Source organism: Armatimonas sp., from assembly GCF_964826245.1.
In genome coordinates this window covers 1-11,511 of sequence record NZ_CBAYMC010000142.1, presented here as the reverse complement: position 1 = coordinate 11,511, position 11,511 = coordinate 1, and the positions used below count along the sequence as shown (strand labels likewise).

The window sequence follows — 11,511 nt, the reverse complement described above, 5'->3', positions numbered from 1 at the left end:
ACCTATGCGCTGCTGAAGAAAGTGGGGGGGAAGTGGAAAGCTGTCGAGCACGTGATTGGCCCAACCGATGTTGCTTGGTCAGACTGGGCGGAGCCGCCCCATAAAGCTCCTAAAACGCTCTTCGGCTTGCCGGATTAGCCGCCGATTAGGTTCTTGGCAAACGGGGCACGCTGGATGAGGTAGACCGCCAGCGTGCTCAGCCCCAGGAGCAGCAAAACCGTCATCGGAACCCCGACCGCGGGGCCGTGCCAGCGGTTGCTCATCCCGGAGCGAGCAAGCTCTTCCAGCAAAAATGGGTGGATCAAGTAGATCCCGAGCGACAGATTGGCAAGAAAATGCACCCATGGCGACTCGCGGCGTATCCACTCGCGCAGGCACACAAAAACGCCTAAGCTCTCTAAAATGACGGTCGGGGCGAAGTGGCCTTGGATCACAAAGCGAAGTGAGCGCGTGGGTTCCACATCGGCGGCCTTGATCCACTCGCCAAACACGAGATAGGCTGCCGCCAGCAGCCAGGCCATCAGGCCGAGAACGGGGCTTAGCGGGTCGCCGGTTCGCCGCCGCAGGGAGAACCCGAGGATATAGTAGCCTAAATAGGGCATAAAGAGAGTCCATGCCGTCCGCTCCTCCGCCTCGGGTCGCCAGAGTGCGGTTAGCCCCGCGAGAATCAGCGCCACCACACCCAGCCACCAGCGCTCACGGTCGCCCAGAAAGCGGATCATGGCACGGAGCGGCGGGGTGAGCAAGTAGAGCCCGGCCACGATAAAGAGAAAGTAGAGATGGTAGTATGGCCGCCCTTGCCGCAGAAACTCCCAGCTCTGCTCGGTCATGCCCTTCGGGTTGCTCCAGGCGAGATAGAAATAGCACCAGAAGAGCAAGGGCACCCCGACCCGAAAGAAACGCTTTCGGGCAAAGGCCAGCGGTGTCTCCGTTCGATCCGGGTTGAGCAAGAGCGCCCCCGAGAGCATCACAAAAACCGGAACCGCCCACTGAGAGAGCGAGGAGAGCGTGTTGCAGATCCACCACCCGCTCGGGTCCTCCAGAAGCGGCGGGCGACGTCCAAACCCACAGACATGGATCAGGATCACCGCCAGTAGCCCACAGACTCGGATGGTGTCGCCGTAGGTAAGGCGCATCGAAGCCCTATCCTAACCGGGCGTCATTTGCCAGAACTCAGCGCCTAAAGTATCCCAGGGCAGGCGGCGCTCATCGGGATCATCCAGGTTGAAGTGCTGGTTGACAAAGTAAAGAATGGTTGCGTTTTGAGTTCCGATATTGGCCCCCCCATGCGCAACACCTCGCGGGATATAGAGGAGCTGTGCCCGTCCGCCACCTAGCACGAGACGCATCGAGACGCCGCAAGTTGGGGAGTCTTTTCGACAGTCCAGTAGCCCAACGAGCAGGCGATCTGTCGGCGGGACAAACCAGACATCTTCTTGATTGTAGTGCAGATGAAAGGCTTTTATGGCTCCAGGGAGCACCAACGAGTACGACGACTGGCGCACCTGGAACTCGGGGATAGCGAGCAGGTGCCCCGTTTCATCTAGCCGTACTAGCTCCGCGAAGCTACCTCCATCGTCCATCATCAGGTTCAAAGAGAGGGTTCTAACTCCCTCAATAGGAGTCTTGCGTGTGTACTCCTGAGTGGTCAGGACGGCAGCATACTCGGGTGCGAGATCATCGGGCTTGAGCGGTTCAGGCATAGTTATCAGGGCAAGTATAACACAAACTGTCTGGGACTTACTTCACCAAACGGCGCAGATAGGTTGCGTACTCGGTCTTGCCCAGCTGGGTGGCCCGTTCCAGAAGCTGATCGGGGCTTACCCAGCCCGCAAGATAGGCGATCTCTTCCAGACACGCGACTTGCAAGTCTTGACGGCGCTCGATGGCAGCAACAAAGTTGCTCGCTTCTAAGAGCGAGTCGTGCGTACCTGTGTCGAGCCAGGCAGTTCCTCGGCCAAATAAGTCCGCGTGAAGCTGACCTTGCTCTAAGTACACGCGATTCACATCCGTGATCTCCAGCTCGCCACGGTGCGAGGGCTTGATGTTCTTGGCAATCTCGGTGATCTGGCTATCGTAGAAGTACAGCCCGACAACGGCGTAGCTGGACTTGGGTTTTTGGGGCTTCTCTTCCAGCGAGATGACCCGGCCTGCCGCATCAAACTCCATCACGCCGTAGCGCTCGGGGTCTTTGACATGGTAGCCAAACACTGTCGCGCCCTCGGTGCGAGCCGCAGCCCCACGAAGCTGCTTGGGGAGGCCGTGGCCATAAAAGATATTGTCGCCCAGCACCAGTGCCGCCGGGCCACCTGCCACAAACGCCTCCCCAATATGAAAGGCCTGCGCCAGACCCTCGGGGCGTGGCTGAACCGCGTACTGCATCGAGACACCAAAGGCACTGCCATCGCCGAGTAAGCGCTCGAAAAGTGGCAGATCCTCTGGGGTGGAGATCAGCAGGATATCGCGAATCCCAGCGAGCATCAGCGTGCTCAGGGGGTAGTAGACCATCGGCTTGTCATAGATCGGCATGAGCTGCTTCGACACGGCCATCGTCATGGGGTAGAGACGGGTACCACTGCCACCCGCTAGAACAATTCCTCGCATGGGCTTTATTATATCCTCAGAAAGGGGATGGGGAAAACACGAAAGCCCCACTCACCTCTGCTGCAACAAGCAAGGCGGTCATATAGACCAGTGAGTGGGACTCTAGTGTTCTTATTTATTGGCAAGATTGGCTCTGCTCTAAACCCTGGAACCGAAAATCCCGCTATACTGCGGGTATGCGCACGATCTCTGCTGCCATCTTTCGGGAAGTCGGAACCCCGTTTCGTATTGAGTCTGTCCAGCTTGCGGACCCGGGGCCCGGTGAGGTCTTGGTGAAGATGCAGGCCGCCGGAGTCTGTCACTCGGACTGGCACTTGGTGACAGGCGCGACCAAAGTGCCGCCGCTGACCGTTCCCGGCCACGAGGGCGCGGGGATCGTGGAGGCGATTGGGCCGGGTGTGAGCCAAGTGCGCGTGGGGGACTTGGTGGCGCTGAACTGGGCGCCCTACTGTGGCCTGTGTGAGTGCTGTTTAGATAATCTCCCAGCACTCTGCCAGGAGTACTTAGCCCCGAAATGGGCGGGGACGCTTTTAGACGGCACGACCCGCCTCTCGCAGAACGGGACTCCGGTCTACCACTTCACCGCGACAGCATGCTTCGCAGAGTACACGGTCGTTCCGGAGTGCTGCGCCGTCCCGCTTCCCTCGGACATTCCTCCCACGATTGCCGCTGTGCTCGGGTGCGCCGTGACCACAGGTGTCGGGGCCGTGCTGAATAAAGCCCGCGTCGCGCCCGGCGACTCTGTGGCTGTCTTTGGCTGTGGTGGCGTGGGCCTCTGCACGATTCTCGGTGCGGCGGCGGCAGGTGCGGGGCGTATTGTCGCCGTGGATGTCTCCGAGGAAAAGCTCGCCTTCGCAAAGCTTCTTGGCGCGACAGAGACAAGCCTCTCACCCGTGCTCAACAAGCGCGTGGACTTCGCCTTTGAGTGCGTCGGCCTGCCCGAGCTCCAGCGCCACGCCTTCGATGCGATCAAGCCCGGTGGGATGGCGGTCCTTGCCGGCATTACCCCCACCGACTCCCTGACTTCGCTACCAGGCGCGGCTTGGACACGGCAAGAGAAAACCGTCGCAGGCACCTACTACGGCACCGCCCACCCCCGCCGCGACTTTCCACGGTTCGCCGAGCTCTGGCGCCAGGGCCGCCTGCCGCTGGAGAAGCTCCTCACGCGCACGTATGAACTCGGCCAGATCGAAACCGCCTACGATGATTTAGTAGGTGGAGCTGTCGGACGCGGGATGATCGTGTTTTGATCTTTGCGAAGGAGAAGTCCACGCCGTTTCTCTGTGAGTGCACGGTTGAGGATACGACCAACTTTTTTTATGCTATCGAGATTCTCGTGCAACTTGAGAAGGCGTGTCGGGCTTGGAGCGAGGTTACTTTGCAGGACTTGGTAACTGTTTCTAGCGCCCGGCTTAGTCCTTGTGCAGAAAGTCAATAAAGCCCGACTCGGGGTCGGCTTTGATCAGCTTGACGACAATGTGGTCCCCAACATCCAGGCCGTGCTCGTTGCGGGTGACGCGGCCCTCGATGGGGGGATCGGTTAGCCTTGCATAGACTTTTCCGTTCTTTGCGCCCGTCACGACGGCATCAAAGATCTCTCCCACACGGTCTTGCAGGAAGATCGCGGCGGCGGACTTCTTGAGCCGTCGCTCGACTTTATCGGCCATACTCGCGCGCTCGGTGCAGTGTGCGGCAAGTGCTGCTAGCGCTTCGGGGGTGTAGGGCTCTGGGGTCTTGGTCAGAAATGCCTTGATCAGCCGCTGCACGACAATGTCCACGTAGCGCCGGTTCGGGGCTGTCGAGTGCGTGTAGCCACCGACGGCAAGGCCAAAGTGGCCTTCGCTGCCTAGGCCCGCCTTCACCAGGACATACTCGCCTGGCCCGAGTAGCTTCACGACGGTGAGAGAGAGCTCTGTAAAGCCATTGGGGTTGGCCGTGCGGCGGCGCTCCAGAAATGCAGAAAGCGCACGCGGATCGGGCGTCTCGGGCAGGGTGTCGCCCAGGCTCTTGGCGATCTCGACAATCTTCTCCCAGCGGCGCGGGGCACGGACGATGCGCTGAATCGAGGCCCGTCCACTCTCATGAAGAATCTCCGCCACGGCGGTATTGACGGCGACCATGAAGCTCTCGATCAGCAGGCGCGCCCGGTTTTTATGAACCTGACGCATCCCCACAATCTTCCCGTTCTCGGTGATGGGCACGGTCTCGACGCTCTCAAAGTTGAGCGCTCCTTGCTTCAGGCGCAGGGCCAGAAAGCGCTCTAGTGTCTCGTTTTGCAGGCGCAGCTGCGCCTCCAGTCCGTCTACGGCGGTGACCTCCTCGGGCACAGGCGCGCTACCCTCTAGCCAGAGGCCGATACGGTCGTAGGACAGCTTGGCGTAGTTGTGCACTAGAGCGGGCGTGACGCTCCGCTCTTGGAGAGTACCGTCGGGGTTGACGCGCAGGGAGATCACCATCGCGACCCGATCCCTGTCTTGGAGGAGCGAGGTTGCCGTGGTGGAGAGCGCCTCGGGGAGCATGGGAAAGACATGACCGGGGGTGTACAAGCTACTCGTGTTCTTGGCCGCGTGCGCATCAATCACGCCATTTTGTCCCACGCGCCAGTCCACCTCGGCGATCCCGACCCGCAGCAAGATATCGCCATCGGGCAGGCGCTCGGCCACCTCGATCTGGTCTAAGTCCCGCGACTCCGTGTTGTCCACGGAGGACCAGAGAAGATCCCGCAGGTCAGGGAGATTTGTGGGGAGCGCGACTTCGCGCTCCGCTTCCGTCTCAACCTCTGCGGGGAACTCGGGCGCAAAGCCTGCACCACGGAGCGCGTTGGCTGCGAGTGCGACCAAGTCGGGGTGGAGAGGGGGGCGGCTCAATCTAGCTTTCTTCCTGCGGCAAGGCGCACACGGGCGATGGTTTCCTGGGTGACAGCTTCTTCAAACGAGCGGAAGCCCGCGAGCTTGAAGCCATGTTTCTCCGCGAGCCGCCACATCTCCTCAGCCTGTGCGACGCTCACAGTCTTGCCCAGGGTGAAGCTCTCGTAGCGCCCGTCGAGGGCCAGCATCATGGTCTCCGACATGCAGGCGTAGGCCGTGCCGGGTGGGAAGCCAAACGAGAAGGGCTCACCGGGCCGATCCACACCTTGCTTGGTTGTCTTGGTGGCCACGAACTCGCCGGGAATCGCGACGCAGCCGCCCTCAATGACTAAAACATCATCGCGCTCTTTGGCGACTCGCGTGCTCACATCGCGTGGCCGGGCGACATCACAGACCACGGCTCCGCGCTTGAGGTGCTGTGGCTCGATAATGGCATCGGCGGCGCTCGTGACCGTCACAATGACATCCGCATCGCGCAGGCCATCTTCCACAGAGCTGGTCACGGTGACGCACTTCCCGCCGCGCTCGGTCACTTCCCGCGCCACGGGCTCCAGGCGCGTCGTGTCCCGCCCAATTAGGGTCATCTTGGCGGCATGGGGAGCCAATAGAAGCGCACTCGTGTGGCCGATACTGCCACTGGCCCCAACAATGGCGACATGGGCCATCGAGATCGGGGTGCCCATCAGCTCCGCCCCACGCATCGCGCCCTCCACCGCTGTGGCGACCGTGTAGGAGTTGCCTGTCGTGACCGCGAGCTTGGTGCGCGTGGCCAGCGTGATGCCGCCATCGCCCGCCACACTCGTCAGTGCGCCCAGCCCAATAATCTTGGCCCCCAAGCCCTCCGCCAGCTCGCAGCAGCGCTGAAGCTTCTCGTAGACTTGCTCCGGAGGCAGGTTCAGAAGCTGCGGGGGCGAGAGGGGGCAGAAGATAAACCAGCCCTCCAGCTCCACGCCTGTTGCAGAACGAATGCCCGTTAGATGTGCCACGGGCTGAGGAGGCAGCTTCCGCAGGAGCTCAGCCAGAAGCGCATCGGGAAGATACTTTGCCACGGGAAACTTGCGGCTGAGATCCTTGCGGACATCTATGGGGTGAATGATGAAAGCAAATCGCTCCATACTCCCATTGTACCCGCAAACCAAATACCCCTAGGGTTTTCTCTCTTGGATACCTTGAGGAGTGAGGGCAAAGCGAGTGCCTGCCGAGTCACGTGCTACTACGGTAGCGACAAAATTACTTCCGCTCTGCACGAGGACAAAACCAGGGCCACGAATCGCGGCTTGGGCTTGTGTGAGTGCGTCTCCTGAGAGCCCCGCACTCTCCAGAGAGAGCTCTTTGCCTGGGGAGAGGCTTGCTCCACTTGAGATCAGCGCCTTTTGAAGCGCGACACCAGCGGTGCGGCAGGCATCGCGGCGCTGGGAATCGGTGGTAAGGATGGTTCCTGCTCCCATGATCCCTAGCCTACTCAGAAGCGTGTCCAGTGGCCACCAAACCCCGCGCTCAATGCTCTGCAGAAAGCTGGGTTTGAGAGCGTGGCGTGCGAGGCTGGCAGCGCTGTCTGCGGAGACTCCACGGCCTACTGTAAAGAGGAAGCTGCCTTTCTTCGATCCCACTATCCCCTCAGCGGTAACGAAGCGCGTCTCTGTTTCGGGGGAGGCTAAGACTCGTGCAGAGCCGCTACTAAGCTGGAACTGCCGCCGCTTTTGGCCGTTGCGAAAGGCATCGCTCTGCATCAGGGTGAGCTGGCTCCGAGGCCCGAGCTCCACAACACTGCCATCTCTAAAGGCAAGTGTCACACGTCCTGTCGCATCGGTCGAAAAGCTCGATCCTCGTGAGAAGGACTGGCCCACAAAGCTAGGAGAGCTTGTTCCCTTGGTGGTTCGGAGGCGGGCTCCTGGAGAGAAAGCAACGACGAAGCTACTGCTGTGCAGTGTCTCACGCCGGGCTCCGTCGAGGAGCAGGCCTGTGAGAATCAGCAGTCCGATAAGTTTCCCGACCTGGCTGAGGTAGTCACGGGCGGACTGGCTTCGTATCCGTGTCAGGTAGTTATCCCAGTGATTCTTTTCGTACTCCGCTGCATCTTGCAATAGGCTCATTCGGATCGCTCTCCTCGGTTTACTCTGAGTGTTCTGACACGATTAGTATGCCTTGGCCTTCAAAGGGTTGCAAACTTCCGAAAAAAACTTGCGATTTCTCCCAGAATGGCCTAGAATATACACTGCGTTTTTTGTACCCGTATTTTTTAAAAACCCATGCCCCATAACGAAAATGAGCCGGTCTATGTCATCAGTGTGGCCGCCCGACTCGCCGGGCTGCCGTGCTGGGTCTTGCGCGTTCTGGATCAAGAGGAAATCGTCGTTCCTCGCCGGACGGACTCAAATCGGCGACTCTACTCCGATGCGGATATTGTCACGCTTGCGCGCGTTCGGCACTTGACCGAGGAGCGTAAAGTCAATATTGCCGGTGTCAAGGTGATCCTTGAGCTGGAGCAGGAGCGAGACGGGCCACAAGAGCGCACAGAAGGTAATTCGAAACATGATCTATCCATCCCCCGACAAGATTGACAAGCAGGTTGACAGCAAGTATGCGCTGGTGATCCTGGCGGCCAAGCGTGCCAAGCAGCTCAAAGAGGGCAGCCGCCCTCGTCTTCCCACCGACTCCACCAACCCGCTGACAATCGCGCTAGAAGAGATCGCGGAGGGGAAAGTACAGTACAAGTTCGACGAGCAGTCCCTCGCAGGCCGCGAAGCCATCGCCGATCAGGAAGCTGTCGTCGGTGCACGTGATATCGAAGTGGACATGGATCCGCTGGCACTCCCCGATGATGAGCTGGCACGCGCTGCCGCCGCCCTCGGAGCGGATATGGACGACAGCTTGCTCGGAGATGATGAAGAAGCCAGCGACATGCTGGTGGACGAAGAGCCCGAAGAGGAAGAGCCGCTCATTCTGCCTGATGATGAGTCCGAAGGAACCGATATTTAAGCCTGAGGAAATGCAATAGCAATGGGCCGTATTGTCGGGATTGACCTGGGCACCACAAACTCTGTGGTAGCGGTCCTAGAAGCGGGCGAGCCGACGGTGATCACTCTCACCGAAGGCTCGCGCCTCTGTCCGTCTGTGGTTGGCTTTAGCCGGGACGGCGAGCGTGTCGTGGGACGGCTTGCCAAGCGGCAGGCTGTGGCTAACCCTGAGCGGACGTTTGCCTCAATCAAGCGCTACATGGGCTCCGATCACCGGGTCTTTGTGGAAGAGCGCGGCTACTCCGCCCCGGAGATCAGTGCGATGATTCTCCAGAAGCTCAAGGCCGATGCAGAAGCCTATCTCGGAGAGCCCGTTGACCGCGCGGTGATCACGGTTCCCGCCTACTTCAACGATGGACAGCGCCAAGCTACCAAAGATGCCGGGCAGATCGCGGGGCTTGAGGTGCTGCGCATCATCAACGAGCCCACTGCCGCCGCGCTCGCTTACGGTCTGAATAAGCAAGAGGATGAAACCATTCTTGTCTGGGACTTGGGCGGCGGGACTTTCGATGTCTCTATTCTGGAGCTCAAAGGTGGAGTCTTCGATGTCAAAGCCACCTGCGGCGATACGCGTTTAGGCGGCGACGACTGGGACAATGCCATTGTGGGCTGGCTCGCCGAGGAGTTTCAGCAAGAGTTTGGGATAGACCTTCTTAAAGATCGCCTCGCCCTCCAGCGCCTCAAAGAAGCGGCGGAGAAAGCCAAGATTGAGCTCTCCACAATGCTGAGCACGAGCATCAACCTGCCCTTTATCAGTGCAAACGACGATGGCCCGCTTCACCTAGAAAAGAACCTGGCGCGAGGTACGTTTGAAGCACTAACTGCCGGACTGCGGGATAAAGTGCGCGACCCCACCTACCAAGTGCTCAACGATGCGCGTCTTGCGCCCCAGCAGCTCCAAAAAATCGTCTTGGTCGGCGGGGCAACGCGCATGCCCGCGATCCAGGACATGGTACGTGAGATCTTCCAGAAAGACCCTTTCAAGGGGATGAACCCGGACGAAGTCGTGGCGGCGGGAGCGGCGATTCAGGCGGGAATGCTCATCGGAGAGCTGACCGATTTGGTTCTGCTAGACGTGACACCGCTCTCTCTGGGAATCGAGACCCTGGGAGGCGTGATGACACGTCTGATCGCACGAAATACGACGCTTCCGACGAGCCGCACCGAGAACTTTACCACCGCTACCGAGGGCCAGAGCGCGGTTGATATCCATGTCCTTCAGGGCGAGCGCGAGATGGCGGTGGACAACAAGAGCCTTGGGCGCTTCCTGCTGGAAGGAATCCCCCCCGCACCACGAGGCGTCCCCAAGATTGAAGTGCTCTTTGATATAGATGCCAATGGCATCTTGCACGTCTCCGCGAAAGATAGTGCCACAGGGGCCGCTCAGAAAATCACCGTTACCGCCGCTTCAGGGCTCTCTCAAGAAGAGGTTGAGCAAATGGTGGCCGCGGCAACAGAGTACGCCGAGAGTGACCGTCAGCGACGCGTCGTACAAGAGGCGCGCAACCTCGCCGATGCAGCGCTTTACCATGCCGATAAACAGCTTTTGATCGCCCATGCCCTGCCCCAGGTAAGTGGAGAGCGACAGCTTGCGATTCACGAGGCCATGGATGCACTTCGGGTAGCCCTTCAAGGAGACAGCAAAGAGGCTCTTGCAGCACAGACACAGCAACTCAACGATCAGATCTACGCTCTTTCCGAAGCGATCTACTCGCGCCCAGCATCCGCTCAAGAGCAAGAGCCGTCGGAGGCTGGCGTACAACCAAAGACTGGAATAGAAACAGGAGAGACAAATGGCCACGGAGAGTAAGCGGGACTACTACGAGGTTCTAGGAATCTCGCGGGATTCTTCCGCAGAGGATATTAAGAAAGCCTACCGACAGCTCGCCCGCAAGTTTCACCCCGATGTCAATCAGGGTGATGCGGGTGCCGAAGATAAGTTTAAAGAAGTGGGAGAGGCCTACGAGGTGCTCTCCGATGCGCAGAAGCGCGGTGCCTATGACCGCTTTGGCCACGCTGCCTCAGGCGGCAGCGGTGGCGGTTTTGGCGCTGGCGGCTTCGATGGCTTCGGCGGTGGCGGCGGCCTCGACGATATTCTGAATGTGTTCTTTGGCGGCGGTGGCGGGGGGCGACGGCCCGGGCCGCAGCGTGGCGAGGACCTGCGCTACGACATGGAAGTCACTCTGGAAGAGGCGCTCCGTGGGGGCGAAAAGACGATCCAGGTGCCGCGTACGGAGAACTGTGAGACCTGTGGCGGAAACGGCGCGGCTCCGGGCACCAAGCCCGATACCTGCGTGCAGTGTGGCGGCACCGGCGCAACCCGGCAAGTCCAGCAGACCATTCTCGGGACGGTGCAGACCAGTGTCACCTGTCCGCGCTGTCAGGGACGAGGCCAGGTGGTCAAGAGCCCCTGCGGCGGCTGTGCAGGGCGTGGAAAGCTTCGCAAGACCCGTGAGCTCAAAGTGCCGATTCCACCGGGCGTGGACGATGGCATGCAGCTCCCGATCCGAGGTGAGGGCGAAGCAGGGACCCTGAATGGCCCGCCGGGTGATCTCTACATCTTCTTCGGGGTGAAAGAGCACGAGAAATTTGAGCGTGATGGGATGGATCTCTACATCTCCCAACCTCTCACCTTTGTGCAGGCCGCGCTTGGTGACACGATCTCGGTCAGCACGCTGAGCGGCGACTCGGTGAGCCTTGCCATTCCCGAAGGTACGCAGAATGGCACACGTTTCAAGCTACGGGGCCATGGCATGCCCAATATCCGTAACCGTAACCAAAAAGGCGATCTGACGGTCGTGATTGCGGTTCAAGTGCCCACCAAACTCTCCGAAGAGGAGCGCAAGTCGCTCCGCAGCTTCGCTGAGCTACGCGGCGAAGTTGCGGGCCAGACTCCCGATCACCACGACTCCGGCAAGGGCCTCTGGGAGCGCATCAAACACGCCGTCAAAGGGGACTGATCGCCACCGGTTGAAAACCGGCGTCTGCAATGGCACTGCGTGCCGCAAAGCCCGTGCCGGGCT

At 60.1% G+C, this 11,511-nt stretch carries 11 protein-coding genes; 5 read left to right on the top strand and 6 right to left on the bottom strand.

Features of this window, described 5'->3' with window-relative positions; translation table 11 throughout:
- Positions 1-134: 134 nt before the first annotated feature.
- From AC1XOS_RS14040 to rfbA, 3 genes are read right to left on the bottom strand one after another with little or no spacing between them, the layout of a single operon-like run.
- Positions 135-1,136 carry an acyltransferase gene (locus AC1XOS_RS14040; protein WP_481962848.1) on the bottom strand — a complete coding sequence of 334 codons (1,002 nt, stop codon included), beginning with the start codon at positions 1,134-1,136 and terminating at the stop codon, positions 135-137.
- A gap of 12 nt (positions 1,137-1,148) precedes the next feature.
- On the bottom strand, positions 1,149-1,703 hold the full coding sequence (locus tag AC1XOS_RS14035; protein ID WP_481962847.1) for a dTDP-4-dehydrorhamnose 3,5-epimerase family protein: 555 nt from the start codon (positions 1,701-1,703) through the stop codon (positions 1,149-1,151).
- Between the two features lie 37 nt (positions 1,704-1,740).
- Positions 1,741-2,604 (bottom strand): glucose-1-phosphate thymidylyltransferase RfbA, encoded by an 864-nt coding sequence (gene rfbA, locus AC1XOS_RS14030; RefSeq protein WP_481962846.1) that lies wholly within the window; start codon positions 2,602-2,604, stop codon positions 1,741-1,743.
- 176 nt (positions 2,605-2,780) lie between these two features.
- Between rfbA and AC1XOS_RS14025 the strand changes: the two genes are divergently transcribed.
- Positions 2,781-3,854, top strand: a complete 1,074-nt coding sequence (locus tag AC1XOS_RS14025; RefSeq protein ID WP_481962845.1) for an alcohol dehydrogenase catalytic domain-containing protein — start codon at positions 2,781-2,783, stop codon at positions 3,852-3,854.
- Positions 3,855-4,016: 162 nt separating this feature from the next.
- On the opposite strand, the gene AC1XOS_RS14020 is transcribed toward AC1XOS_RS14025, so the two are convergent.
- Genes AC1XOS_RS14020 through AC1XOS_RS14010 form a run of 3 tightly spaced genes read right to left on the bottom strand, consistent with a single transcriptional unit; the run spans position 4,017 to position 7,564 of the window.
- Complete coding sequence (locus AC1XOS_RS14020; RefSeq protein ID WP_481962844.1) at positions 4,017-5,471, bottom strand: RNB domain-containing ribonuclease; 1,455 nt, start codon at positions 5,469-5,471, stop codon at positions 4,017-4,019.
- Positions 5,468-6,586, bottom strand: a complete 1,119-nt coding sequence (locus tag AC1XOS_RS14015; protein ID WP_481962843.1) for a shikimate dehydrogenase — start codon at positions 6,584-6,586, stop codon at positions 5,468-5,470. Before AC1XOS_RS14015 ends, AC1XOS_RS14020 begins: the two co-directional genes overlap by 4 nt.
- 30 nt (positions 6,587-6,616) lie before the next feature.
- Positions 6,617-7,564 (bottom strand): FecR domain-containing protein, encoded by a 948-nt coding sequence (locus AC1XOS_RS14010; protein WP_481962842.1) that lies wholly within the window; start codon positions 7,562-7,564, stop codon positions 6,617-6,619.
- Between the two features lie 156 nt (positions 7,565-7,720).
- On the opposite strand from AC1XOS_RS14010, the gene AC1XOS_RS14005 reads away from it, so the two are divergent.
- The 4 genes from AC1XOS_RS14005 to dnaJ are packed head-to-tail and all read left to right on the top strand — an operon-like array spanning position 7,721 to position 11,448.
- On the top strand, positions 7,721-8,032 hold the full coding sequence (locus AC1XOS_RS14005) for a MerR family transcriptional regulator (protein ID WP_481962841.1): 312 nt from the start codon (positions 7,721-7,723) through the stop codon (positions 8,030-8,032).
- On the top strand, positions 8,004-8,450 hold the full coding sequence (gene rpoZ, locus AC1XOS_RS14000; RefSeq protein WP_481962840.1) for a DNA-directed RNA polymerase subunit omega: 447 nt from the start codon (positions 8,004-8,006) through the stop codon (positions 8,448-8,450). Before AC1XOS_RS14005 ends, rpoZ begins: the two co-directional genes overlap by 29 nt.
- 21 nt (positions 8,451-8,471) lie before the next feature.
- On the top strand, positions 8,472-10,298 hold the full coding sequence (dnaK, locus tag AC1XOS_RS13995; protein WP_481962839.1) for a molecular chaperone DnaK: 1,827 nt from the start codon (positions 8,472-8,474) through the stop codon (positions 10,296-10,298).
- The gene (dnaJ, locus tag AC1XOS_RS13990) at positions 10,282-11,448 is read left to right on the top strand and encodes a molecular chaperone DnaJ (protein ID WP_481962838.1); all 1,167 of its coding nucleotides are present in this window, start codon (positions 10,282-10,284) and stop codon (positions 11,446-11,448) included. The genes dnaK and dnaJ overlap by 17 nt, the downstream gene beginning before the upstream one ends.
- Positions 11,449-11,511: the final 63 nt, after the last annotated feature.